The sequence below is a fragment of the Pseudomonas sp. 01L34 genome, from assembly GCF_056400265.1.
On sequence record NZ_JBFTSX010000005.1, the window covers coordinates 220,784 to 244,742 of the forward strand.

The window sequence follows — 23,959 nt, forward strand, 5'->3', positions numbered from 1 at the left end:
CAGCAGGTGACGTCATGGCCACACCCCAACAATTGCAACTGCTGGCACCCTTGTCCGGCGTGCTGATGCCGCTGGACCAGGTGCCTGATCAGGTGTTTTCCAGTCGCGTGATCGGTGACGGTCTGTGCATCGACCCGACCTCGTCCACCTTGTGCGCACCGCTGGCTGGAGTGATCAGCAATGTGCAGGCCAGCGGGCATGCCGTCAGCATCACCGACGACAACGGCGTGCAGGTGTTGATGCACATTGGCCTCGACACCGTGAACCTGGCCGGCAAGGGCTTCACCCGATTGGTGGAGGAAGGTCAGCGGGTTGAGGTGGGGCAGGCGCTGATCGAGTTCGATGCCGATTACATTGCCTTGAACGCCCGCAGTTTGTTGACCTTGATGTTGGTGGTCAGCGGTGAGCCGTTCACTTGGCTGACGCCTGAAACGGGCGTAGTGGAAAGTGGTCAGTTGCTGCTGAGCTTGAATCCGTTTGAAGTAGCGGCCGATGAGCTGGAGGAAGGCGAGGCACTGTTCTCAAAACCGCTGACGCTGCCCAATCTCAATGGCTTGCACGCCCGCCCTGCGGCGGTGTTTGCCCAGGCGGCGAAAGGTTTTTCGGCGAGTATTTGTTTGCATAAACAGCAGGACAGCGCGAACGCCAAATCCCTGGTGGCGATCATGGCGTTGCAGACCGCTCACGGCGACATCGTGCAAGTCAGCGCGGCGGGCGCGGATGCCGAAGTGGCGATCAAGACCTTGGTCGAGTTGCTGGCCGCCGGGTGCGGAGAAGCCGTGACGGTGATGGCAGAGGTTGAAACGGTTGCGGCTGATGCTTCATCGCTGAAGGTGCTGCACGGCGTCTGTGCATCGGCGGGGTCGGCGTTTGGTCCGGTGGTGCAGATCGCGCAGCAGACCCTTGAAGTCATTGAATCCGGTCGGGGCGCGCAAGTTGAGCGCGAGCACCTGTCCCAGGCGTTGGCGACGGCGGTCCTGGACCTGCAGCAGTTGCGTGACCAGGCCACGGGTGACGCCCAGGCAGATATCTTCAAGGCGCATCAGGAACTGCTCGAAGACCCAAGCCTGCTGGATCAGGCCCTGGCATTGATCGACGCCGGAAAAAGCGCCGGTTTCGCCTGGCGGGCTGCCACAGAGTCGACGGCTACCTTGTTCAAAAAACTGGGCAATGCCTTGCTGGCCGAACGGGCAGCGGATTTGGCCGACATTGGTCAACGGGTGCTCAAGCTGATTCTCGGCGTCGAGGATCAGGCGATGGAGTTGCCGGAAGGGGCGATTCTGATTGCCGAGCAACTGACGCCCTCCCAGACCGCTGGCCTGGACACGCGCAAGGTGCTGGGGTTCGCGACGGTCGGCGGTGGCGCCACCAGTCACGTGGCGATTCTCGCCCGGGCCTTCGGCTTGCCGGCGATCTGCGGTTTGCCGGTTCAGGTGCTGACACTGGCCAATGGCACCCGGGTTTTGCTCGATGCCGACCAGGGCGAGTTGCAGCTGGATCCCGAACTGGCCGCCATCGAGCAGTTGCAAGCCAATCGTCAGCGACAAAAGAAACGCCGGCAATATGAATTGGAAAATGCCGCGCTGGCTGCCTGTACCCGCGATGGTCATCACGTTGAAATCACCGCCAACATCGCTTCGCTGGCCGAAGCGGAACAGGCCATGACACTGGGCGGCGAGGGCGTCGGTCTGTTGCGTTCGGAGTTTCTTTATCTGGATCGCAACCATGCACCGAGCCATGACGAGCAAGCGTCCACCTACAGGGCCATCGCCCGAGCATTGGGGCCTGCGCGCAATGTGGTGGTGCGGACCCTGGATGTCGGCGGCGATAAACCATTGGCCTACGTGCCGATGGACCGTGAAACCAACCCGTTCCTGGGCATGCGCGGCATTCGTTTGTGTCTGGAGCGTCCGCAGCTGTTGCGCGATCAGTTCAAGGCGATCCTGAGCAGCGCCGGGTTGGCTCGGCTGCACATCATGTTGCCGATGGTCACGCAATTGTCGGAGTTGCGGCTGGCCCGTCAGCTGCTTGAAGAGGAAGCGCTGGCAGCAGGGCTCACGGAACTGCCGAAACTGGGGATCATGATCGAAGTGCCGGCAGCGGCGCTGATGGCGGATCTGTTTGCGCCCGAGGTGGATTTCTTCTCCATTGGCACCAACGACCTGACCCAATACACCCTGGCCATGGACCGCGATCACCCGCGGCTGGCTAGTCAGGCCGACAGTTTTCATCCATCGGTGCTGCGCTTGATCGCCGGTACTGTGAAAGCCGCCCATGCCCATGGCAAATGGGTCGGTGTGTGCGGCGCCCTGGCTTCGGAACATCTGGCGGTGCCGTTGTTGCTGGGGCTTGGCGTGGATGAGTTGTCGGTGAGCGTGCCGCTGATTCCGGCGATCAAGGCGGCGGTTCGCGAAGTCGACCTGCTGGACTGTCAGGCCATCGCCCAGCAAGTGCTGGGGCTGGAAAGTGCCGGGCAGGTACGCGAGGCATTGCGGCTGCACCACGAGGCCACGGTCGATACTTCACTGGTTCTGGAGAACTGAGCATGTTCGAGAAAATGCAGCGGGCGTTCTGGAAAGCGTTGACCCCGGATCTGGTGGTGGATGAGTCGAAAGCGGTAGCTCAAGCCGTTTCCGGACTGGCACCGAATGTCGTGGCCGCACTGGGCGGTGTGGATAACCTCAAGTCGCATCAGCCCGTGGCGCTGACCAGGATGCGGGTGGAGTTACGGGATGTGGCGCGGATGGATCGGCAGGCGTTGACGGCGGCTGGAGTGCCAGGCGTGATGATGCTGGACGGTGGAGTGGTGCATCTGCTCACCGGTTTGCAGTGATCGTTCCCACGCGTTGCCCTTACTGTTTCTCATCCGCAGGTGTATCGTATTCGCCTTTTGCAGGCATCGCGCCTGTGGCTGATACGTGAGGTAGTTGAGTTCATGTCCTTTACCCGTCGACAAATACTCGGTGGTCTGGCCGGTCTTGTGGTGGTTGGCGTGGGGGCCGGTGGCGCGTCGCGTTACTGGCTGGGCAAGATGGCCGACGCTGAGGCCGGCCACGACTATGAGCTGATCGCCGCCCCGCTGGACGTCGAACTGGTGGCCGGGCACAAGACCGAGGCCTGGGCGTTCGGCCCCTCGGCGCCGGGCACTGAGTTGCGCGTGCGTCAGGGCGAATGGCTGCGGGTGCGCTTCATCAACCACTTGCCAGTGGCGACCACCATTCACTGGCACGGCATCCGTCTGCCGCTGGAAATGGACGGCGTGCCCTACGTGTCGCAATTGCCGGTACTGCCGGGCGAATACTTCGACTACAAGTTCCGTGTGCCCGACGCCGGCAGCTATTGGTATCACCCGCACGTGAACAGCAGCGAGGAGCTCGGTCGCGGGCTGGTCGGCCCGCTGATCATCGAAGAGCGCGAGCCCACCGGTTTCAAGTATGAAAAGACCTTGAGCCTCAAGAGCTGGCATGTCGATGAAGTCGGTGCTTTCGTGCCGTTCAGCATTCCTCGTGAAGCGGCCCGTGGCGGTACGGCGGGGGGGCTGTCGACCATCAATGGTGTGTCGCAAGCGGTGATTGAATTGCCCGCCGGGCAGATCACCCGCGTACGCCTGCTCAACCTCGACAACACGCTGACTTATCGCCTTAATATTCCCGGTGTCGAAGCGCAGATCTACGCGCTGGACGGCAACCCGATTGAACCGCGCCCACTGGGCAAGGAATACTGGCTCGGCCCGGGCATGCGCATTTGCCTGGCCATCAAGGCTCCGCCGGCCGGCGAAGAATTGTCCCTGCGCAACGGTCCGGTACGCCTGGGCACCTTGCGCTCAGTGGCCAATACCGACGCGCCAACCGAGTGGCCGCCGGCACTGCCCGCCAACCCGGTGGCCGAGCCGGACCTGGCCAATGCCGAGAAACTCAACTTCAATTTCGAATGGGTGGGTTCGGTGTCAGTCAACGTCGACAATGGCAAGCCGCCCAGCCTGTGGCAGATCAACGGCAAGGCCTGGGATATCACCGACAAGACCTGCGCCGACCGACCGATTGCCAAGCTCGAAAAGGGCAAAAGCTATATTTTCGAATTGAAAAACATGACTCAGTATCAGCACCCGGTCCATTTGCACGGCATGAGCTTCAAGGTTATTTCTTCGAACCGGCACAAGGTTATCCCGTACTTCACCGACACTTACCTGTTGGGCAAGAACGAGCGCGCGCAAGTGGCGCTGGTGGCGGATAACCCGGGCGTCTGGATGTTCCACTGCCATGTGATCGACCACATGGAAACCGGCCTGATGGCCGCCATCGAGGTGGCGTGATGCGTCAGATACGCCCCGCGGCAATTATCGACCGCAGCCGTGATCGTGATTTCATGCGCGAAGCCCTGGCCCTCGCCGCCGAAGGCGCGGCGCTGGGTGAAGTGCCGGTGGGTGCTGTGCTGGTGCAGGACGGTGAAATCATCGGGCGCGGTTTCAATTGCCCGATCAGCGGCAATGACCCCAGCGCCCACGCCGAGATGGTCGCGATCCGCGCCGCCGCCCAGGCCGCCAGCAACTATCGCCTGCCGGGCAGTACGCTATACGTGACGCTGGAGCCGTGCAGCATGTGCGCCGGGCTGATCGTGCATTCGCGGATTGCGCGGGTGGTGTATGGCGCGCTGGAGCCCAAGGCCGGAATTGTGCAGAGCCAGGGGCAGTTTTTTACCCAGGGCTTTTTGAATCACCGGGTGCTGTACGAAGGCGGGGTGTTGGCCGAGGAGTGCGGGGCGGTGTTGAGCGAGTTCTTCAAGGCCCGTAGGGCCAAGCCAGCGGATTAGGCGGCGACAGGTAGGCCGCCTTGCCCGCGAAGCTTTTACTTGCGGGCAACAATCACCGCACGCATCGGCGCCGGCAGCCCTTCGATCGTTTTGCTGTGATCATCCGGATCAAGGAAATCGCTCAACGACTGATACTTCATCCATTCCGTCCCGCGTTGTTCCTCGACCGTGGTCATGCTCACATCCACGCAACGCACATCGCTGAACCCGGCGCGACGCAGCCACAGCTCCAGCGCCGGCACCGACGGCAGGAACCAGACATTGCGCATCTGTGCGTAACGGTCTTCCGGCACCAGTACCTGTTGTTGATCGCCTTCGATCACCAGCGTCTCCAGCACCAGTTCACCGCCCTTGACCAGGCAATCCTTCAGCGCCAGCAAATGCTCGATCGGCGAGCGGCGGTGGTAAAACACGCCCATGGAAAACACGGTGTCGAACCCTTCCAGATTCGGCGGCAGGTCTTCGAAAGGGAAGGGCAGGTGCCAGGCATTGGGCTCGGACAGGTAACGCTGCACCGCCTGGAACTGGCAGAAGAACAGCCAGTTCGGATCGACACCAATTACGCTGTCGGCCCCGGCGCCGAGCATACGCCACATGTAATAGCCGTTGCCGCAGCCGACATCGAGGATGCGTTTGCCCTTCAGGTCCAGATGTGGAGACACCCGGGACCACTTCCAGTCCGAGCGCCATTCGGTGTCGACATGCACGCCGAACAGGTCAAACGGCCCTTTGCGCCAAGGAGACAAACCCATCAGCGCGGTGCGCATTTGCGCGCGGGTTTCATCGTCGCAATCGGTGTCCAGCTTAAGGCCGTTCAACAAGTCGACTTCGCTCGGCTGGATCTTCGGCAACGCATCCAGTGCGCTCTGCCAGCGCTCCAGGTCGCCGTGACCTTTCTCCATTTTCTTGTCGAGTTGCACTTGCAGGGTGTTGGCCCATTCGGCCAGCGGAGTACCGGCCAGACGGCGGGCGAGGGGGGACAAATCAATCATGGCAAGGCAATCAACGAGGCAAAGTTAAGACACTGGAACCACGGCACGACTTTCGAGAAACCGGCGGCCAACAGGCGTTCGCGATGTTCTTCGAGGCTGTCGGGCTTCATGACATTTTCGATGGCGCTGCGCTTCTGGGCGATTTCCAGTTCGCTGTAGCCATTGGCGCGTTTGAAGGCCACGTGCAGGTCAGTGAGCAGCGCGTGTTCTTCGGGGTCATTGAAGCGCAGCTTCTCCGAGAGAATCAGCGCGCCACCGGGCAACAGCGATTGGCGGATGCGCGCGAGCAGCGCGGTGCGCTGGTCCGGGGCGATGAATTGCAGGGTGAAGTTCAGCGCCACCACCGAGGCCGGCTGAAATTCCAGGGCAAGGATGTCGCCTTCGATCACTTCCACCGGCAGCAACTCCTGGAACATCGAGTCCTGGCCGTTGAGGTATTCGCGGCAACGCTCGACCATGGCCGCGGAGTTATCCACAGCAATGACGCGGCAGCCGTCGGTGCGCACGTGGCGGCGCAAGGCCTGGGTCACGGCGCCCAGCGACGAACCCAAATCGTAGAGCACGCTGTTTGGCTGAGCGAATTGCGCGGCGAGCACGCCGAGGTTTTCAACGATGGTCGGATAACCCGGCACCGAGCGCTTGATCATGTCCGGGAACACCCGCACCACGTCCTCGTTAAAGGCGAAGTCAGGCACCTGGGCCAAAGGCTGGGCGAAAAGGCGATCGGATTCTTTGCTCACGGCGGTTCCAGCGGTGTAGGTGGAAAAGGCCGGCATTTTAGCCAACTTGGCGCGGGGATGCGCGGGTTTGCTGATAAACCGGCTGGTTGATGCAATTTGAAGGGCGAAGGGGCTTTTGTGGCGAGGGGGCTTGTCGGAACGCCGCATTGCCCCGTTCGGCGGCGTAGCCGTCGTAAAGCGGGTAGATGCAATTAATTTGAAAGGATGCGGCGGCTGGGTTTGGGGCTGCTGCGCAGCCCAACGGGGGCAAGACCCCTCGCCACAGGGTTAGCGTTGCCGCTGGGTGAACGCCGACGCCGCAATCCCCCATTGCCCCAGCCAGTAACTCAGGATGATTACGTAAGGCGCGGCATGAAATGGCATCACAAACCGGTTAATGCCAATCACGCTGTCAGAACACACAAACGCCACCGCGCCCGCCGCTGCCAGCAGCGCCGAGCGTTTGGGCACATCGGTGCCGAGTCGGGCCAGGGCGCGCCAGAGCATGGCGCTGATGGCCAGGCCGTAGACGATCACCGGGACCAGCAGCGGCCCCAAGCCATTGGAAATCAGAATCCCCAGCAGCACGGCACCCACGCCGAAGGCGAGGATCAGCGGCAACACAGCCAGACGCCGGCAATCGCTCAAATAAGCCTTCAGATACGCCAGATGCGCGAGCAAAAATGCTCCAAGTCCAAACACGAACAAGTCTTGCGGCCATGCCAGCAACACATCGCCGACCAAGGAGAAAATCAAACCCAGGCTGATCCAGCGCCGATACTCGCTGGGCGGTGCATCGTGCAACCAGCCGAGCAGGGCCAGCACAGGCATCGGTTTGACCAGCAGGCAGAGCAGCGCGGCATGCACGCTCAGGCCATACATAAAGGTCACCGCGCCCATCAGCGCCAGAATCAGCCAGCCCACGATCAGTTAACCGCGATGGCGCAGTCGAAGGTTTGCACCGCCGGTACTTCCGGTGCCCACGGTTGTGAGTAAGTCAGCCGCAGGCGGCCAGTGCCGGTGGCGAAGGCCTGGAAACGCCAGGTCGAGACGCCGGCACTGCCGACGATTCCGGCGTCTTCCGGGTTGCTGTAGACCTCGGGGCTGAGCGCGCGCAACACACCACCGGCTGAATCCTGGATCGCCCAGCGGTAACCTGTGGTCGGGTTGCTTGGCAGCGTCAGGATCAGGGTTTGCCCGTTGTGCAGTTTCGCCGGGCATTCGCTTTGTTTTTCCACGGTCAGGTTCTGTTTCGGTTGCGAGGCGCAAGCACTCAGCAGAGCAAGGGCGAGGGGGACAAACAGGCGAGTGGGGGACATAAGATCAGCGGCTCCGGCGTTCACGACGAACGGCGAGCATAACTGAAGATGAGACAAATTGTGACGGCCGCCCATTAGGGATGATCGGGCGCGGGACGTGGGTAATGCCCGTCAGTCAAGTGCAGTCCATGTGGGAGCGGGCCTGTGGCGAGGGGGCTTGTCGGAACGCCGCCCCGCCCCGTTTGAGTGCGTAGCACTCACAAGATCTTTGGTACATCAGAGAATTTGGGGCTGCTTCGCAGCCCAACGGGGGCAAGCCCCCTCGCCACAGGCCCGCTGCCATTGGGTTTAGAGTGTGCCGAAAACTTTCTTCGCCAAACTGGTCGCCGCTGCCGCAGGGTTCTTGCGAATGGTTTCTTCCTGTTTGCCAATCATCTCGAACAACCCGTTCAACGCCTGCTCGGTAACGTAGCTTTCGATGTTGGCATTTTTCGCATCCAGCACACCCAGCGTCGCGGCTTGCCCGGCGAACGCGTTGTATTGTTGAGCCAAACCCACCTGGTCGGTGGCTTGCTTGACGATCGGCAAGAACTTGGTACGGATCTGTTCGCGGCTGGTTTTGCTCAGGTACTGAGTGGCCGAATCCTGGCCGCCGCTGAGAATCCCCTTGGCATCTTCCACGGTCATCTTCTTCACCGCATCCACCAGAATCGGCTGAGCCTGCGTTACCGCCGCTTCAGCTGCCTTGTTCATGCTGGTTTCCAGTTGATCGACCTGATCGCCCATGCCGAACTGTTTCATTTTCTTGGCGACCTTGCCCAGTTTTCCCGGCAGTTCGATTTTCACGTCCGGGTTGTTGCTGAAGCCGCCGGGTGTGCCCAGTTGTTTGACGGCCAGCTGCGCGCCTTGGGTCAGGGCGTCCTTGAGCCCGCCGGTGGCGTCTTGTTGCGACAGGTCACTGAGTGACAGTGCCAGGGCGTTGGCGCAAATCATCAAGCCTGCGCACAGGCCGGCGAAGCGAAGGGTAGGGCGGAGCATGGTGGCTTCCTTGTTCGTAAATAAGGTTGGGAACGATGTTGAAATTTAGTCGGTTTGCGCCGCCGTCGCGACTTGGTCCGCCGCATCTTCACTGCGATGCAGTGCCACCTGACGGATCGACAAGCGAATCTCCGCTGGCAGCACCCGTTTGGCCGCACCTTCGGCCAGTTCCCCCAGCAGTTCGTGGTAGCTCAGCTTGCCGGCTTCGTCGCGGTGCAGCACGTCGAGGTCCAGCATTGTCTGGATGAAATGACGGAACAGGCTCTTGTCGAAGAACTCCGGGGCGTTCAGGCCGTGGAGGATCGACAGGCGCTGGGCCATGACGGTGCACAGGTCTTCCAGTTCTTCGGCGCTGATGCTGTTCTGGCCGCTGTTGAGCAGCAGGGAAACGGTCATGTAGAAGCGCTGCAAGGTCTGGGCAATGCTTTTCGACAGCAGCGTCAGCAATACGAAATGCCGCGAACTTGGTGCCGGGCGCAGGTACACGTCCTTCTCGAAACGCAGCAGGCCTTGCTCGACGAAGGCTTCGAGCCACTGATCGATCACGCCATCGAGTTCGTCCAGTGTCCAGCGAATGAACAGCTCCGATTGCAAGTACGGGTACAGCGCACGGGTGTAGCGCAGGATCTGCTCGCGGCTCATGCGCGACGCGCTCTGGAAGAAACTCGCCAGCAGCGACGGCAACGCGAATATGTGCAACACGTTGTTGCGGTAGTAGGTCATCAGGACGGCGTTTTGTTCGTCCAGGTACAGAATCTTGCCCAGCGCATCGTTCTGCTCAGACAGCAGGTTCATGTCCTTCACATGTTCGATCAGCGCGCGGCCGTCACCGTCCGGCAGGGTGGTGTGCGGCGAGTAGGGAACCTTGCGCAACAGCGCCAGATACAAATCGAGCACCCGCGCCATGGCGCGATCGTCCAGGGCCAGGCGGCTGGTGGACAGCAGCGCCAGGGCTACCAGATTCACCGGGTTGATCGCCGCCGCTTCGTTCAGATGCTGCGCGACTTTCTCGCCAAGGCGGTTGGTGGTCTCGTTGAGCCAGGCCGGTTTGAATTGCGGGCCGTGTGCCTGTTGGCGCCAGTCTGGCTGTTCGCTGTCGAGGAACTCCGCCAGTTTGATCGGCTCACCGAAGTTCACCGCGACCTGACCGAAGCGCTGTTTGAGCGCGCCGATGACTTTGAAGATGTCGAAGATTGATTCTTTCTTCTTGCTCGCGCCACGCAATTCGCCGAGGTAGGTACGGCCTTCCAGCACGCGCTCGTAACCGATGTACACCGGCACGAACACGATCGGCATGCGCGACGAGCGCAGGAAGCTGCGCAGCGTGATCGCGAGCATCCCGGTTTTCGGTTGCAGCATGCGCCCGGTGCGTGAACGGCCACCCTCGACGAAGTACTCGACCGGGAAACCTTTGGTGAACAGAGTGTGCAGGTATTCGTTGAACACCGAGGTATAGAGCGGATTGCCCTTGAAGGTGCGGCGCATGAAGAACGCACCGCCGCGACGCAACAGACCGCCGATCCCCGGCATGTTGAGATTGATCCCGGCGGCGATGTGCGGCGGGGTCAGGCCGTTGCGGAACAGCAGATAGGACAGCAGCAGGTAGTCGATGTGGCTGCGGTGGCAGGGGACGTAGATCACTTCGTAACCCGGGGCGACCTTTTGCACGCCTTCGATGTTGTTGACCTTGATCCCGTCGTAGATCTTGTTCCAGAACCAGCTCAGCACCACTTCCATGAAGCGGATCGCGGTGTAGGTGTAGTCGGAGGCGATTTCGTTTCCGTAGCGCAAGGCCTGGGCCTTGGCTTTTTCCGGGGAGATGTTTTCGCGCTCGGCTTCGTCGAGGATCGCTTGCTTGACCAGCGGCTGGTTGAGCAGGCCTTTTACCAGGTTACGCCGGTGGGAAATGTCCGGGCCGATCACCGCGGCTTTCAGATTGCGGAAGTGCACCCGCAGAATCCGCTGGGCCATGCGCACCGTGCGCTCGTGGCCCTTGTTGTGTTCGATCAGTTCGCGCAGATGGATCGGCGCCGAGAACTGCACCCGGGTCTTGCGCCCCAGCACGATGATGCTCAGCAACCGGCGCAACCGTCCGGTGACCGCCCAGCTGTCGGCGAACAGCAGCTTCCATGGGCTCGACTCGCTGTCTGGCGACTGGCCCCAGAACACGCTGACCGGGATGATCTGCGCGTCTTCGGCGGCGTTTTGGCTCAGGGCGCTGACCAGACGGGTCAGGGTCGGCGGCGCACCGCGTTTGTCCTGACGGCCGAGCCAGTCGGGATCCGGTGTCAGGTAAAAGAACGCGGCGGGCTCCACCAGCGCGCCCACTGATACCGGCAATACCGGACGGGGCAGGCCGGCCTTGCTGCATTCGGTATCGACCACGGCAAGGTCGGTCAGCGAAGGATTTTGCAGGACGTAGAACACCGGCCGGCTGCGGTCGAGGTTAAGGGTGAACGACGACTGGTTGATCGTCTCCGAGCGAACCCAGAGGTACAGCAGTCGGCGCAGGGTGCCAAACACAAGACGGCGGAACGGGGAACGGGTCATACGGCTTCTGCGTGAGTGAATAAAACCGAGCAGTTGCTCGGGCGGGCGATAGTGTGCCGGATTCATCGAAAATCGGCAAAAAAGCAGCGAAGTAAACTCCTGTTGAGAGTTTTCGCACCTGTCATATACTCGGCGGTCTGTCGCCGGGGCCCTTCAATGGACGTCGGATGCAGGCTGACGTTCCTCAAGGCTTTCCTGCGAAAAGCCCATTCAATAATAAAAAGGGAGTATGAACAGATGGCAACACGCGAAACCGGCAACGTGAAGTGGTTCAACGACGCCAAGGGTTATGGCTTCATTCAGCGCCAGGACGGGGTGGACGTGTTCGTGCACTACCGCGCGATCCGTGGCGAAGGGCATCGCTCGCTGACTGAAGGTCAGCAGGTTGAATATGCGGTGGTGGAAGGGCAGAAGGGGTTGCAGGCTGAGGATGTTGTAGGTCTGTAAAGCTTAAGATCAAAAGATCGCAGCCTTCGGCAGCTCCGGCAGAGGTACACAAAACTCTGTAGGGGCTGCCGAAGGCTGCGATCTTTTTCGTTTTACGCGGTTTTCCAGGTGATCTCTTCTTCACCATCGACACTGATGCGAATCCAGCGATCTGCCGTTTCCTCACCTTCTTCCTCGACCCAGCTACCCGGCGCACAACGCACTTCGACGTTCAGTGCGGCAAATGCGGCGCGGGCGCAAGCGATGTCGTCTTCCCATGGGGTCTGGTCGCTTTCCAGGTACAGGCTGTTCCATTTGCCTACGGCTTTGGGCAGCCAGGTCACTGGCACGCTACCAGCCTTGCACTTATAGGTCTGGCCTTTCTGAACCCAGTCGGTGCACGGGCCTAGAGCCGCGCCGAGCCAGGCCGCGATGGCTTTGTGATCGACGTCGGCGTCTTTCAGGTAAATCTCGATGTCCGGTTGGCGCATGGATGTCCTCACTGCGGGTCTGAAAAATCCATTCGCGGATTTAGCCGGCCTTGAGCCTTTACTCAAGACCAAAAATTAAAGTTGTTCTCTAACTACTACTGCAGAACGAAATAATCGTAGCGCATCGAAACGGTGACCTCGAACGGTTCCACTTGTTCAATGACTGCTGTCCGGCGTTCGGCACTGGCGCGCCAGCCGTGAGGTGTCATCGCCAAGAGATTCGCGCGATCCTGACCATTGACCAGCGTCAGTTTGAATTCCAGGGTTTCGCTGTGTTGCAACGCCATGCCTTCCGGCACCAGCGCCAGGTGCTTGTCGTCGGTGTACTCGCGCACCTCGTCGTACAGCCGCTCACGCAATTCCATCAGATGGCCGCTGGTCGGCCCGACTTTCATCAAGCCGCCACCGGGGCTGAGCAGACGTTTGGCTTCTTCCCAGTCCAGCGGGCTGAACACGCTGGCCAAAAACTGGCAACTGCCCGAGGCCAACGGCACCCGCGCCATGCTGGCGATCAACCAGGTCAGCGCAGGGTTGCGTTTGCAGGCGCGTTTGACCGCTTCCCGGGAAATGTCCAGGGCATAGCCATCGGCGTTGGGCAAGGCTTCGGCGATTTGCGCGGTGTAATACCCCTCGCCACAACCGATGTCCAGCCAGCGCTGCGGCGCATAACCGGCCGCCAGTTCCGCCAGACGCTTGGCCACCGGCGCGTAATGGCCGGCGTTCAGAAAGTCGCGACGGGCTTCGACCATCGCCTGGTTATCCCCAGGGTCACGGCTGTTCTTGTGCTGCACCGGCAGCAGGTTCAGGTAACCCTGCCGCGCACGGTCGAAACGGTGCCCGGCGGGGCAGGCCACGCCGTTGTCCACCGCGTTCAGCGGTTCGCTGCAGATCGGGCAGGCGAGCATCAGGCGAGCAACTTGATCAGGGTCTGGTAGTAGATTTCGGTCAGCACGTCGAGGTCGGCCGCCAGTACACGCTCGTTGACCTGGTGGATCGTCGCGTTGACCGGGCCCAGTTCAACCACTTGGGTGCCCATGGTCGCGATGAAGCGCCCATCTGAAGTGCCGCCGCTGGTGGAGGCTTTGGTGTCACGACCGGTGATGTCCCTGATGCTCGCCGACACCGCGTCGAGCAGCGCGCCTGGCTCGGTGAGGAACGGCAGGCCGGACAGCGCCCAGTCGATGTGCCAGTCCAGGCCATGCTTGTCGAGAATGTCGGCGACGCGCTTTTGCAGGCCTTCGACGGTGGACTCGGTGGAGAAGCGGAAGTTGAATACCGCCACCAGATCACCCGGAATCACGTTGGTCGCGCCGGTGCCGGAATTGACGTTGGAGATCTGGAAACTGGTCGGCGGGAAGAAATCGTTGCCGTGGTCCCAGTGCTCGGCGGCCAGTTCGGCCAGTGCCGGGGCGGCGAGGTGGATCGGGTTCTTCGCCAGGTGCGGATACGCCACGTGGCCCTGCACACCGCGCACGGTCAATTTGGCGCCGAGGGAGCCGCGACGGCCGTTCTTGACCACGTCACCCACCAGGGTCGTGCTCGACGGCTCGCCGACGATGCACCAGTCCAGACGTTCCTTGCGGGCGGCAAGGCGCTCGACCACAGCCTTGGTGCCGTGATGGGCCGGGCCTTCTTCGTCGCTGGTGATCAGGAACGCGACCTTGCCCTTGTGATCCGGATAGTCGGCGACGAAACGCTCGGCCGCCACGGTCATGGACGCAAGGCTGCCTTTCATGTCTGCCGCGCCACGGCCGCAGAGCATGCCGTGTTCGTCGATCACCGCGTTGAACGGATCGATCTGCCAGGCCGCAACCGGACCGGTCGGCACCACGTCGGTGTGACCGGCGAAGCACAGCACCGGACCGTCATGTTTGCCGTGGGTCGCCCAGAAGTTATCCACATCTTCGATGCGCATCGGCTCCAGCATAAAACCGGCATCGCCCAGGCGCTGCATCATCTGCTTCTGGCAATCGGCGTCGACCGGCGTCACGGATGGACGGCGGATCAGGTCGATGGCGAGTTGAAGTGTCGGCGAAAGGTCGGCGTGGGCCGTCATGTAAGAACTCCGAGGTGCGCACGGTAAACATGTAGGAGCTGCCGAAGCAGCTCCTACCGAGTTTGTTGGCATTGAAAAAGGCGATCATTCTAAAGCAAAACGGCGGCCCGAAGGCCGCCGTTTGACGTTATCTAATAACGGATTACGCCGGTACCGGCGCAGCTTCTACCGAAGGTTTGGGCAGCGACGACAGGAACGCCATGATCAGCGCCGCCAGGTACGGCAGCGACTGCACCAGCAACATGGTCACCCAGAAGCGCATGTCGTTGCTTGGTATACCCTGCACCAGGAAGATGCCCAGTGCCGCGCCCCACAGCAGCAGCATGATGAACAGCTCTTCGCGAGCCTCCGAAATCGCCACCCAGAAGCCGTGGTTATCGGCATTCTTCGGTGTGCGGAAGAACGGAATGCTGCTGGTGAAGAAACCGTACAGCACCGCTTTGGCGATGGTGTGCGACAACGCCAGCCCGGCCAACGCGGCGCAGAAGGCGTCTTTCAGGTTGACCCCGACCGCGCGGCGGTACAGGAAGATGATCTTGCCCACCTTGAACACGAACAGCGCCAATGGCGGGATCGCGAAAATCAGCAGCGGTGGATCGACCCGTTGCGGCACGATGATCATCGCCGCCGACCACAACAGCGCGCCGACGGTGAAGAAGATGTTCATGCCGTCCGCCACCCACGGCAGCCAGCCTGCGAGGAAGTGGTAACGCTGGCCACGGGTCAGCTCGGTGTCCTTGCCGCGCAGCAGGCTGGCGGTGTGACGCTTGATGATCTGAATCGCGCCATAGGCCCAGCGGAAACGCTGTTTCTTGAAGTCGATAAAGGTATCGGGCATCAGGCCTTTGCCGTAGCTGGTGTGGTAGTACGCCGCCGACAGACCTTTTTCGAACACACGCAGGCCCAGTTCGGCGTCTTCACAGATACACCAGTCGGCCCAGCCCAGTTCCTCGAGCACCGAGCGCCGGGTCATGGTCATGGTGCCGTGCTGGATGATCGCGTCACGGTCGTTGCGGGTGACCATGCCGATGTGGAAGAAGCCTTTGTATTCCGCGTAGCAGAGCTTCTTGAAGGTGCTTTCGTTCTGATCGCGGTAATCCTGTGGCGATTGCACCACGGCGATTTTCGGGTCGGCGAAGTGCGGCACCATGTGCTTGAGCCAGTTCGGGTCAACGCAGTAGTCCGAGTCGATCACCGCAATCACTTCGGCATCTTTGGCGGTATGGGGAATCAGGTAATTCAGTGCGCCACCCTTGAAGCCGGCCAACGGTGCGACGTGGAAGAACTTGAAGCGTGGGCCAAGAGTTTCGCAATAATCACGCACCGGTTCCCAGACCGCCGGGTCCTTGGTGTTGTTGTCGATGATCAGGACTTCGAAGTCCGGATAGTCGAGGTTGGCCAGCGCGTTGAGGGTCTGTTTGACCATCTCCGGCGGCTCGTTGTAGCACGGCACGTGAATCGACACCTTCGGTCGGTAGTCTGATTTGCCCACCACGGGCAGGAATTCACGCCGGCGTTTGTGGGTCCAGACCGCTTCGGCCAGTTCATGGGCTTCCGTCAGCAGAACGATAAACACCCCGAGTGCACCGAGGGCGAGCAGGAAACCCACCGTCAAGCTGAACCAGGTGCTGTATTGCTGGCTGTAGTCGTAACCGATCCATACCAGCACCGAACCGCAGAGGAACGCGATAAAGGTCAGGAAGGTACGACCACGTTGGCGCAGGGCCGAGCCGTCGATCATCAGCAAGGTCAGGGACAGCAGGGCCAACACGGCCGAGCCGATCGCCAGCACACGCCATTGCGGGATCGCGACCACCGGGCCTTCGAAGTTGAATTTCTGCTGACGCGCGGCGTTGAACACGCCCCAGTACGCGCCTACCGAGCCTTCGTCAGTGGCCTTCCACGGTTGGTCAAATGCTTCGATCACGAAGTAGTTGAAACCCTGGCGGTTAAGCTTGTTGACCAGTGTGCGCAAGTAAATGGCCTGGTCCGCCGGCGACGCATCGGCGCCACCGCGCATACGGCCGTTGCTCGGCCAGCCGACTTCGGAGAGCAGCAACGGTTTTTTCGGGAACATCTTTTTCAGGTCACGGGCGCGGTCGAGAACGAACTGGCCGGCCTTGTCCACAGGGATGAACTCCCAGTAGGGCAGAACGTGAGCTGCGATCAGGTCGACGTGCTTGGCCAGTTCCGGGTGTTCTTCCCAGACGTGCCACTGTTCGGAGGTGGTGACCGGAACCTTAACGGCTGCGCGCACACGATCCAGGATCACGCTTAGCTCGGCAGCAGTGATCTCCTTGCGGAAGATTGCCTCGTTACCGACCACGACGCGAACCACGCTGCGGGAGGTGTTGGCCAGTTGGATGGCGCGCTGAATCTCGCGCTCGTTGCGCTCCTGGTCCGGGCTGATCCAGATCCCCAGGGTCACCCGCAGGCCGAACTCTTCCGCCAGTTTGGGAATGTCCTCCAGCGTGCCGTCGACCGAGTAGGTCCGGATGTTGTCCGTCAGCTTGCTCATGATCTCCAGGTCGCGACGCATTTCATCGTCGGTCGGATACTGGTCTTTCTGCGGGTACTGGCCTTGTTGAAACGGCGAGTACGAGAAGCCGGAGATCTGTTCAGGCCAGTTGGGGGCGGAGACCGGGCGATTGACCAACGCCCAGAAACCGGTGAACAAGGCGGCGATTGCTAGAACCACTACCAGGTTGAGTCCAAATTTACGCGATGACATAGCTTTTTCGGGTTCCAAAGGCTGTGGAACGAAGGAACGGTTGGCGGCCGGCTGCCAGGTGGCAGGGGCGCGCATCCTACACTGGAGGTTCTCTGACCGTACAGCGAACAGGGAAACGCCCGACATTGGGCAATCCAGGTCGACTTAAGTTCTTTGACCAGAGCGTTGTAGTCCAATTCCGATCAATTTTTTGTCAATTAAAGCAGTCGACACCGCCGTTCATAGTGCAAAGATGCTCTTGGCCGCCGACAGCCCTATAATGCGCGCCGGTTTTTGGGGTAATGGTCATGAGTACAGAAGATCCGCGGTTTGCTGGTATCGCCCGCTTGTATGGCATTGAAGGCATGGCGCGCTTGCGTGCGGCCCATGTGGCGATCGTCGGCGTCGGTGGTGTCGGTTCCTGGGCGGCGGAAGCGGTTGCCCGGTGTGGCGTGGGCGAGATATCGCTGTTCGACCTGGACGACGTCTGCGTCAGCAACGTCAACCGTCAGCTGCATGCGCTGGACAGCACCGTCGGCAAGCCCAAGGTCGAGGTGATGGCCGAGCGCCTGCGCGGGATCAACCCGGACTGCACGGTGCATGCGGTGGCGGACTTCGTCACCCGCGAAACCATGGCCGAATACATCACGCCGAACATCGACTGCGTGATCGACTGCATCGACAGTGTCAACGCCAAGGCGGCGCTGATTGCCTGGTGCAAGCGGCGCAAGATCCAGATCATCACCACCGGCGGCGCGGGAGGGCAGATCGACCCGACGCTGATCCAGGTCTGCGATCTGAATCGCACGTTCAACGATCCGCTGGCGTCGAAAGTGCGCTCTACATTGCGCCGCGACTATGGCTTCTCCCGTACCGTGACCCGCCACTACAGCGTGCCGTGCGTGTTTTCCACCGAGCAACTGCGCTACCCGAAACCCGATGGCAGCATTTGCCTGCAGAAGAGTTTTGTCGGGGACGGCGTGAAGCTCGACTGCGCCGGGGGCTTTGGCGCGGTGATGATGGTGACGGCGACGTTTGGCATGGTCGCGGCGACCAAGGCTGTGGATAAGATTGTGGCGGGCGTGCGGCGTCCGGCGGATCGGATCAAACCTCAGGTTTAATGGTTGTGGTTCGATCGTTCCCACGCAGAGCGTGGGAACGATCAGTGCGCTAGCTCACGCATCCGCTGCAACACCGCATTCAAGCCATTGCTACGGGACTGGGACAACTGGCGACCCAGCCCCAGCTGACTGAACCAATCCGCCAAATCCACCTGTTGCAACTCAACTGCGGACAACCCGTTGACCCGCGCCAGCAGCAACGCCACCAACCCGCGAATCAATCGCGCATCGCTGCTGGCGCTAAATTGCCAGTGCCCGTCCTGCAACGTGCCGACCAGCCAGACCTGGCTTTCACAACCATGCACGCGGTTGGCGTCGACTTTATCCACATCGCTCAACGCTGGCAGACGGTCGCCCCACTGCATCAACAGTCGCGCCCGCTGTTCCCAGCTCGCCGCCTGCTGAAACGTGTCCAGCGCTGTAACGGCATCGACGGGCAAGGTCATCGCAACAACTCCAGGGCCTGATCCAGTGCTTCGAAAAAGCGCTCAAGGTCTTCGGAATTGTTGTACAGCGCCAACGACACCCGAATCGCCCCGGCCAGTTCAAAGCTTTTGAGCAACGGCATGGCGCAATGATGACCGGCGCGCACGGCGATGCCCTGTTCGGTCAGCAAATGCGCCAAATCAGAGTTATGCACACCCTCGACGACAAAACTGGCCAGCGCCAGCTGCGGTTTGCCCAGCAGGCGAATGCCGTTGCGCGCTTCCAGGCCTTTGAGTAAATAGTCATGCAGCGCCGCTTCGTGGGCGGACACTGCGTCCTGATCCAGCCCGGTCAGGTAGTCCAGCGTTGCGCCCAGACCGATCACACTGGCGATCGGCGGCGTACCGGCCTCGAACCCCAGCGGTGCGGACCGAAAACGAGCATCGTGGTAGTTGGCGTCCAGCACCATTTCGCCGCCGAACTGCCAGGGGCGCAGCTGTAGCAGCGCTTCGTTGCGCCCGAACAGCACGCCCAGGCCATCGGGGCCATAGAGTTTGTGGCTGGAAAACACGTAGAAGTCGCAGCCCAGTGCCTGCACGTCGTGCCGACCATGAACCACGCCTTGAGCGCCATCGACCACGGTCAGCGCGTTGTGTGCCTTGGCCATCGCCAACAGCGCGGGCAACGGTTGCCAGGCGCCCAGCACGTTGGACAGCTGGCTGACCGCCAGCAAACGGGTTCGCGGACCGATCAATTGCGCGGCGACATCCAGGTCGATCAAACCATCGACATTCAGCGGCAGGATCACCAGCTTCAGGTCGCGACGGTGGGCCAGTTGCTGCCACGGCAACAGGTTGGCGTGATGCTCCAGAGCGCTGATGACAATTTCATCGCCTGGATTGAAAAGGTGTTCCAGGCCATAGGCCAGGAGGTTCAGCGCGGAAGTCGCACCGTGGGTAAAGATAATCTGCCCGCAATCGCCGGCATTGAGCCATTGCGCAACTTTGCGGCGGCTGTCCTCGAACGCCTGGGTGGCATGGGCGCCAGGCAAGTGTTGCGCCCGATGCACGTTGGCCGCGCCGTTGGCGTAGTAATGCGCCAGGGCATCCAGCAGGGCTTGAGGTTTTTGCGTGGTGGCGGCGTTGTCCAGATAGGTCTGGTCTTGCCGTTGCAGTGCGGCGATGGCCGGAAAATCGGCGCGCCAGGGAGAAGGAATCATCATGTTGTTCGGCCCTGGTGACATGGGCGGGTGTACGCCTGACCTTGTAGGAGCGAGCGATGCGGCGCTCCTACAAGGTGATCGTTTGACGCTCTGCTTAGTTGTGAGCGTGCAGCGCTTCGTTCAGTTCGATGGCCGACTTGTGGGTTTTGCACTCCACGGCACCGGTTTCCGAATTGCGACGGAACAACAGGTCAGGTTGACCGGCCAATTCACGGGCCTTGACCACTTTGACCAGCTGATTCTTTTCGTCGAGCAGCGCAACCTTGGTACCGGCTGTCACGTACAGGCCCGACTCAACGGTGTTGCGATCGCCCAACGGGATGCCGATACCGGCATTGGCGCCGATCAGGCAGCCTTCGCCCACCTTGATCACGATGTTGCCGCCACCCGACAGGGTGCCCATGGTCGAGCAGCCGCCGCCCAGGTCCGAACCCTTGCCGACGAACACGCCAGCCGACACGCGGCCTTCGATCATGCCCGGGCCTTCGGTGCCAGCGTTGAAGTTAACGAAACCTTCGTGCATCACGGTGGTGCCTTCGCCCACGTAGGCGCCCAGACGAATACGTGCCGCGTCAGCGATACGCACGCCGGCCGGTACCACGTAGTCGGTCATTTTCGGGAACTTGTCCACGGAGAACACTTCCAGCAGCTCGCCGCGCAAGCGGGCTTCCAGTTGATGCTCGGCCAGTTCGGACAGGTCGATCGCACCCTGGCTGGTCCAGGCCACGTTCGGCAGCAGCGGGAAGATCCCGGCCAGGTTCAGGCCGTGCGGCTTGACCAGGCGGTGGGACAGCAGGTGCAGCTTGAGGTAAGCCTCAGGCGTGGAGCTCAGCTGTGCGTCTTCGGCCAGCAGCGTGGCGACCAGCGGCTTGTGGCTCTCGGCCAGACGGGTCAGCAGCGCAGCTTGTGCAGCGTCGACGCTTTTCAGCGCTTCAGCCAGTTGCGATGCCTGAGCAGTGCTGAAGGCGATGGCCTGATTGCCTTCGGTGTAGCCCAGAACCGGTGCAATGGCAGCGACCAGTTCGGCCGACGGATTGAGCAGTGGCTGCGCGTAAAACACTTCCAGCCATGCGCCTTGACGGTTTTGAGTGCCGACACCAAAGGCCAGGCTGAACAGGGTAGTGGACATGTTGATACCTCTAACAAAATGGAACGGGCTGCCTTACTTGAGTGCGGCCGCGTAGATATCTGGCTTGAAGCCAATCAGGGTTCTGTCACCGAGATCGAGCACCGGGCGCTTGATCATCGAGGGTTGTGCGAGCATCAGTTCGATGGCTTTCGGCTGGTCGAGATCGGCTTTGCGTTCGTCGTCGAGCTTGCGAAAGGTCGTGCCTGCACGGTTCAACACCACTTGCCAGCCGTGCTCCTCGCACCATTGGGTCAGGTGTTCACGGTCGATTCCGACCGCTTTGTAATCATGGAAGTCATAGCCGACAGCGTGTTCATCGAGCCAGGTGCGCGCCTTTTTCATGGTGTCGCAGGCTTTGATGCCGAAAAGGTGCAACGTTTTGCTTGAAACGGTCAAGGAATTGCCCCCTTTGCAGGTGCTGAAAATAAAAGGTGACGGATTATGCCATGACCGGACAGTTTCGCGTCGACTGTGGTCGGGTTTGTCTTTTTGTCTTGGCAATCGACTGTTCTATACGACATAGGTGCAACGATCGGCCTGCAGTCTAAGCCGCTAATATGGCACTTCAATGCTGTCGATTGCTCGTGAACCGCGCTTTATGCGCGATGTTGAGTGTACGGCCGTTTGCCCACAGCTTTGAGTAGCTGACGAGCGAGCGCTTGCGTCGAGACCTGATGGTTGAAGCAGCGTTGGCTGGGTTTTTATTGACGGTGTGGATGAAGTATAAGGCTCTATAATGTGTAGCTTTATATTGACTGTCAGAGGCAGCTTATCCACCCCTGACAGTGTTTGGGTTTATCTCCCGCTGTAAATTTCTGTCATCAGCTTTACGTCGTTTGCAGATAAGCGATTGTTACGCGCTATCGCTACACCGTCGAGAGTAAGTTCAGCCTGGATAGGGTAGTGCATGATTGAGGTGCGGTCATAAGGCGATGTTCGGGTTTTTGGTTTTTCCAATTTTTTTAACAGGTTGGAATAGATCTCCTCTCTTGACCATTTTTGTGTTCGGCTCATGAATTCGTAAACGGCAGTTTCGTTCCAGTTAATATTGGCATCTGGATGTTGATGTTCGTGTTTAAGCCCAAGAGCGTGACCAAACTCATGCAGCACGTTACCGAAGAAAACTTGATTTAGTCCTTGCCATTGCAAATTCATGGTCGGTTCATCTTTCGGTACAAGCAGCGCGTCAGTGCCAACAACGGACCAATTCCCTGAATGGAAGTCGTCAGATATCCGGATATCACCCTCTGAACCTTCGACGAAAAGGATGCGAACGTCAAAGACGGCAGGTATCCATTGGTGGATTGCTCCTTGTGTGGCCTCGATGAACCAACGGTTTGTGCTCAGAAAAGCCACTTTTAGTGTCCGACCTTTTTTCCAGAATTTGGTGTGGTCGCCTACAGCGCGTTTTTGTCGGCCTCCTGGTATTGTCTGGGGCGCGTTCGCTAGGTCTTCATTGATTGCCGCATCATAAGAAGCCTGAATATCATCGGGCTCAATGCACTTGCATAAGTTCATACTCGTCATCCTTGTGAGTGTGTTGTTTGAGGTCTCCGTTATTGGAGATGCATTGGTTTGTTTATCTATGTGATTTTGTTTTGGTCTAATGATCAGGCGGGTTTTATAGTGTGTGTTGCTTGGTGTCGTCAATTGGCGAGCGAAAGGGATGTGTAAGTTTGTTTTTGCGGGGGGAGGGTGTTGTTGTGTGTGCTGGGTGTGGAGGTGTTATTGAATAAATGGCTTGGTTGATGATGCTCCGCACTACATTGCATAGTGCGGAGCTTATATGAGTTATTTATTGCGTGTAATAAACGCGCGAATTCGCTCTGCGGCTTCAATGCATTCTGCCAACGGTGCAACCAGCGCCATACGTACTCGGCCTGCTCCGGGGTTTGAGCCGTTCACTTCGCGAGACAGGTAAGACCCTGGTACGACCGTCACGTGTTCCTCGGCAAACAGATCCCGGCAGAACGCCGCGTCGTCGCCATTTACGTTTGGCCACAGATAGAAACCGCCATCCGGGCGCTGCACATCCATCACCGGGCTGAGGATTTCCAATACCGCATCGTATTTCTCACGGTACAGCGCACGGTTGGCCCGCACATGCACTTCGTCGTTCCACGCGGCAACGCTGGCCAGTTGCGTTTGAACCGGCATCGCACAGCCGTGGTAAGTGCGATACAGCAGGAACCCCTTGAGGATGTCTGCATCGCCGGCCACAAAGCCCGAACGCAGGCCTGGCAGGTTGGAACGCTTGGACAGGCTATGAAACACCACGCAACGCTTGAAATCTTTGCGGCCTAGTTCAACGCAGGCGCTGAGCAGGCCGGGTGGTGGGGTCTGTTCATCGAAGTACAGTTCGCTGTAGCACTCGTCAGCGGCGATCACGAAATCGTATTCGTCGGCCAGGGCGATCAGTTTTTTCAGGGTTTCAACCGGGATCAACGCGCCGGTCGGGTTGCCCGGCGAGCACAGGAACAGGATCTGGCAACGCTTCCAGATGTCTGGCGAAACAGCGTCGAAATCCGGGTTGAAGCCGTTTTCGTCAAGGCATGGCAGGTAATGCGGCTTGGCTCCGGCCAGGAACGCCGCGCCTTCGTAGATCTGATAGAACGGGTTCGGGCTGACCACCAGCGCGTCTTCACCACGGTTGACCACGGTCTGGGTGAATGCGAACAACGCTTCGCGGGTGCCGTTGACCGGCAGCACGTTGCGCGCGGGGTCGAGCCAGCCATTTGGAACGCTGAAACGGCGTTCGCACCATGCGGCGATCGCTTCACGCAGGGCCGGGATGCCGAGGGTGGTCGGGTATACGGCCATCTGATCCAGATTGCTTGCCAAGGCTTCGGCGACAAAGCTTGGCGAGCGATGCTTCGGTTCGCCGATGGACAACGCGATGGCGCGTTTGTCCGGATTTGGCGTGACGCTGCCGAGCAGGGCGCGGAGCTTTTCGAACGGGTAGGGCTGCAACTGGTTCAGAGCGTTGTTCATGGGGGCCTCGTTCAATATGG

The 23,959-nt window shown here is 60.2% G+C and carries 22 protein-coding genes; 6 read left to right on the forward strand and 16 right to left on the reverse strand.

Annotation, left to right across the window (positions count from 1 at the left end; translation table 11 throughout):
• The first annotated feature begins 14 nt into the window (after positions 1-14).
• From ptsP to tadA, 4 genes are all read left to right on the forward strand, one after another.
• Entirely contained in the window at positions 15-2,543 is a 2,529-nt protein-coding gene (gene ptsP, locus AC1DQM_RS16505) for a phosphoenolpyruvate--protein phosphotransferase (RefSeq protein ID WP_477746513.1), read from the forward strand.
• Positions 2,544-2,545: 2 nt separating this feature from the next.
• Positions 2,546-2,833 carry a PTS sugar transporter subunit IIB gene (locus AC1DQM_RS16510; RefSeq protein WP_477746514.1) on the forward strand — a complete coding sequence of 96 codons (288 nt, stop codon included), beginning with the start codon at positions 2,546-2,548 and terminating at the stop codon, positions 2,831-2,833.
• Positions 2,834-2,935: 102 nt separating this feature from the next.
• Entirely contained in the window at positions 2,936-4,312 is a 1,377-nt protein-coding gene (locus AC1DQM_RS16515) for a multicopper oxidase family protein (protein ID WP_477746515.1), read from the forward strand.
• Positions 4,312-4,809 (forward strand): tRNA adenosine(34) deaminase TadA, encoded by a 498-nt coding sequence (gene tadA / locus AC1DQM_RS16520; RefSeq protein ID WP_018927040.1) that lies wholly within the window; start codon positions 4,312-4,314, stop codon positions 4,807-4,809. The genes AC1DQM_RS16515 and tadA overlap by 1 nt, the downstream gene beginning before the upstream one ends.
• Before the next feature lie 35 nt (positions 4,810-4,844).
• Here the strand turns inward: tadA and cmoB are convergent, their stop codons facing one another.
• The 6 genes from cmoB to plsB all read right to left on the reverse strand — a co-directional run bounded on the left by cmoB (position 4,845) and on the right by plsB (position 11,367).
• On the reverse strand, positions 4,845-5,801 hold the full coding sequence (gene cmoB / locus AC1DQM_RS16525; protein WP_018927039.1) for a tRNA 5-methoxyuridine(34)/uridine 5-oxyacetic acid(34) synthase CmoB: 957 nt from the start codon (positions 5,799-5,801) through the stop codon (positions 4,845-4,847).
• On the reverse strand, positions 5,798-6,577 hold the full coding sequence (gene cmoA, locus AC1DQM_RS16530; RefSeq protein WP_018927038.1) for a carboxy-S-adenosyl-L-methionine synthase CmoA: 780 nt from the start codon (positions 6,575-6,577) through the stop codon (positions 5,798-5,800). Before cmoA ends, cmoB begins: the two co-directional genes overlap by 4 nt.
• Before the next feature lie 231 nt (positions 6,578-6,808).
• Positions 6,809-7,444, reverse strand: coding sequence for a lysoplasmalogenase (locus AC1DQM_RS16535; protein ID WP_477746516.1), 636 nt, complete (start codon positions 7,442-7,444; stop codon positions 6,809-6,811).
• A gap of 2 nt (positions 7,445-7,446) precedes the next feature.
• Positions 7,447-7,839 (reverse strand): protease inhibitor I42 family protein, encoded by a 393-nt coding sequence (locus AC1DQM_RS16540; protein WP_018927036.1) that lies wholly within the window; start codon positions 7,837-7,839, stop codon positions 7,447-7,449.
• A gap of 288 nt (positions 7,840-8,127) precedes the next feature.
• Positions 8,128-8,817, reverse strand: coding sequence for a DUF4197 domain-containing protein (locus AC1DQM_RS16545; protein ID WP_007940472.1), 690 nt, complete (start codon positions 8,815-8,817; stop codon positions 8,128-8,130).
• Positions 8,818-8,862: 45 nt separating this feature from the next.
• The gene (gene plsB, locus AC1DQM_RS16550; RefSeq protein WP_477746517.1) at positions 8,863-11,367 is read right to left on the reverse strand and encodes a glycerol-3-phosphate 1-O-acyltransferase PlsB; all 2,505 of its coding nucleotides are present in this window, start codon (positions 11,365-11,367) and stop codon (positions 8,863-8,865) included.
• A gap of 237 nt (positions 11,368-11,604) precedes the next feature.
• Between plsB and AC1DQM_RS16555 the strand changes: the two genes are divergently transcribed.
• On the forward strand, positions 11,605-11,814 hold the full coding sequence (locus AC1DQM_RS16555) for a cold shock domain-containing protein (RefSeq protein ID WP_007940478.1): 210 nt from the start codon (positions 11,605-11,607) through the stop codon (positions 11,812-11,814).
• A gap of 92 nt (positions 11,815-11,906) precedes the next feature.
• Here AC1DQM_RS16555 and AC1DQM_RS16560 read toward each other — a convergent pair whose 3' ends face one another.
• The 4 genes from AC1DQM_RS16560 to AC1DQM_RS16575 form a co-directional block, all read right to left on the reverse strand.
• Complete coding sequence (locus tag AC1DQM_RS16560; RefSeq protein ID WP_018927031.1) at positions 11,907-12,284, reverse strand: hypothetical protein; 378 nt, start codon at positions 12,282-12,284, stop codon at positions 11,907-11,909.
• 95 nt (positions 12,285-12,379) lie between these two features.
• On the reverse strand, positions 12,380-13,189 hold the full coding sequence (locus AC1DQM_RS16565) for a putative RNA methyltransferase (protein ID WP_018927030.1): 810 nt from the start codon (positions 13,187-13,189) through the stop codon (positions 12,380-12,382).
• Positions 13,189-14,340, reverse strand: coding sequence for a succinyl-diaminopimelate desuccinylase (dapE, locus tag AC1DQM_RS16570; protein ID WP_138866260.1), 1,152 nt, complete (start codon positions 14,338-14,340; stop codon positions 13,189-13,191). Before dapE ends, AC1DQM_RS16565 begins: the two co-directional genes overlap by 1 nt.
• Positions 14,341-14,482: 142 nt before the next feature.
• Positions 14,483-17,071 carry a glycosyltransferase gene (locus AC1DQM_RS16575; RefSeq protein ID WP_477746518.1) on the reverse strand — a complete coding sequence of 863 codons (2,589 nt, stop codon included), beginning with the start codon at positions 17,069-17,071 and terminating at the stop codon, positions 14,483-14,485.
• A gap of 287 nt (positions 17,072-17,358) precedes the next feature.
• Here AC1DQM_RS16575 and tcdA point away from each other — a divergent pair, with 287 nt between their 5' ends.
• Positions 17,359-18,171, forward strand: a complete 813-nt coding sequence (gene tcdA / locus AC1DQM_RS16580) for a tRNA cyclic N6-threonylcarbamoyladenosine(37) synthase TcdA (RefSeq protein ID WP_408981025.1) — start codon at positions 17,359-17,361, stop codon at positions 18,169-18,171.
• 41 nt (positions 18,172-18,212) lie between these two features.
• Here tcdA and AC1DQM_RS16585 read toward each other — a convergent pair whose 3' ends face one another.
• From AC1DQM_RS16585 to dapC, 6 genes are all read right to left on the reverse strand, one after another.
• Positions 18,213-18,617 (reverse strand): SufE family protein, encoded by a 405-nt coding sequence (locus tag AC1DQM_RS16585; protein WP_111454282.1) that lies wholly within the window; start codon positions 18,615-18,617, stop codon positions 18,213-18,215.
• Entirely contained in the window at positions 18,614-19,819 is a 1,206-nt protein-coding gene (locus AC1DQM_RS16590) for an aminotransferase class V-fold PLP-dependent enzyme (protein ID WP_477746519.1), read from the reverse strand. Before AC1DQM_RS16590 ends, AC1DQM_RS16585 begins: the two co-directional genes overlap by 4 nt.
• 94 nt (positions 19,820-19,913) lie before the next feature.
• A complete protein-coding gene (dapD, locus tag AC1DQM_RS16595; protein WP_064620069.1) occupies positions 19,914-20,948 on the reverse strand; it encodes a 2,3,4,5-tetrahydropyridine-2,6-dicarboxylate N-succinyltransferase in 1,035 nt (344 codons plus the stop codon).
• 33 nt (positions 20,949-20,981) lie between these two features.
• Positions 20,982-21,344 (reverse strand): ArsC family reductase, encoded by a 363-nt coding sequence (locus AC1DQM_RS16600; RefSeq protein ID WP_064620065.1) that lies wholly within the window; start codon positions 21,342-21,344, stop codon positions 20,982-20,984.
• Between the two features lie 399 nt (positions 21,345-21,743).
• Positions 21,744-22,466 (reverse strand): M12 family metallopeptidase, encoded by a 723-nt coding sequence (locus AC1DQM_RS16605; RefSeq protein WP_158245527.1) that lies wholly within the window; start codon positions 22,464-22,466, stop codon positions 21,744-21,746.
• A gap of 273 nt (positions 22,467-22,739) precedes the next feature.
• Positions 22,740-23,939 (reverse strand): succinyldiaminopimelate transaminase, encoded by a 1,200-nt coding sequence (dapC, locus tag AC1DQM_RS16610; RefSeq protein ID WP_064620059.1) that lies wholly within the window; start codon positions 23,937-23,939, stop codon positions 22,740-22,742.
• Between the last annotated feature and the right edge of the window lie 20 nt (positions 23,940-23,959).

Coding starts and splice junctions, on each gene's coding strand:
- ptsP (WP_477746513.1), top strand. CDS start 15: ATGGCCACACCCCAACAATTGCAACTGCTGGCACCCTTGTCCGGCGTG.
- AC1DQM_RS16510 (WP_477746514.1), top strand. CDS start 2,546: ATGTTCGAGAAAATGCAGCGGGCGTTCTGGAAAGCGTTGACCCCGGAT.
- AC1DQM_RS16515 (WP_477746515.1), top strand. CDS start 2,936: ATGTCCTTTACCCGTCGACAAATACTCGGTGGTCTGGCCGGTCTTGTG.
- tadA (WP_018927040.1), top strand. CDS start 4,312: ATGCGTCAGATACGCCCCGCGGCAATTATCGACCGCAGCCGTGATCGT.
- cmoB (WP_018927039.1), bottom strand. CDS start 5,801: ATGATTGATTTGTCCCCCCTCGCCCGCCGTCTGGCCGGTACTCCGCTG.
- cmoA (WP_018927038.1), bottom strand. CDS start 6,577: ATGCCGGCCTTTTCCACCTACACCGCTGGAACCGCCGTGAGCAAAGAA.
- AC1DQM_RS16540 (WP_018927036.1), bottom strand. CDS start 7,839: ATGTCCCCCACTCGCCTGTTTGTCCCCCTCGCCCTTGCTCTGCTGAGT.
- AC1DQM_RS16545 (WP_007940472.1), bottom strand. CDS start 8,817: ATGCTCCGCCCTACCCTTCGCTTCGCCGGCCTGTGCGCAGGCTTGATG.
- plsB (WP_477746517.1), bottom strand. CDS start 11,367: ATGACCCGTTCCCCGTTCCGCCGTCTTGTGTTTGGCACCCTGCGCCGA.
- AC1DQM_RS16555 (WP_007940478.1), top strand. CDS start 11,605: ATGGCAACACGCGAAACCGGCAACGTGAAGTGGTTCAACGACGCCAAG.
- AC1DQM_RS16560 (WP_018927031.1), bottom strand. CDS start 12,284: ATGCGCCAACCGGACATCGAGATTTACCTGAAAGACGCCGACGTCGAT.
- AC1DQM_RS16565 (WP_018927030.1), bottom strand. CDS start 13,189: ATGCTCGCCTGCCCGATCTGCAGCGAACCGCTGAACGCGGTGGACAAC.
- dapE (WP_138866260.1), bottom strand. CDS start 14,340: ATGACGGCCCACGCCGACCTTTCGCCGACACTTCAACTCGCCATCGAC.
- AC1DQM_RS16575 (WP_477746518.1), bottom strand. CDS start 17,071: ATGTCATCGCGTAAATTTGGACTCAACCTGGTAGTGGTTCTAGCAATC.
- tcdA (WP_408981025.1), top strand. CDS start 17,359: ATGAGTACAGAAGATCCGCGGTTTGCTGGTATCGCCCGCTTGTATGGC.
- AC1DQM_RS16585 (WP_111454282.1), bottom strand. CDS start 18,617: ATGACCTTGCCCGTCGATGCCGTTACAGCGCTGGACACGTTTCAGCAG.
- AC1DQM_RS16590 (WP_477746519.1), bottom strand. CDS start 19,819: ATGATGATTCCTTCTCCCTGGCGCGCCGATTTTCCGGCCATCGCCGCA.
- dapD (WP_064620069.1), bottom strand. CDS start 20,948: ATGTCCACTACCCTGTTCAGCCTGGCCTTTGGTGTCGGCACTCAAAAC.
- AC1DQM_RS16605 (WP_158245527.1), bottom strand. CDS start 22,466: ATGAACTTATGCAAGTGCATTGAGCCCGATGATATTCAGGCTTCTTAT.
- dapC (WP_064620059.1), bottom strand. CDS start 23,939: ATGAACAACGCTCTGAACCAGTTGCAGCCCTACCCGTTCGAAAAGCTC.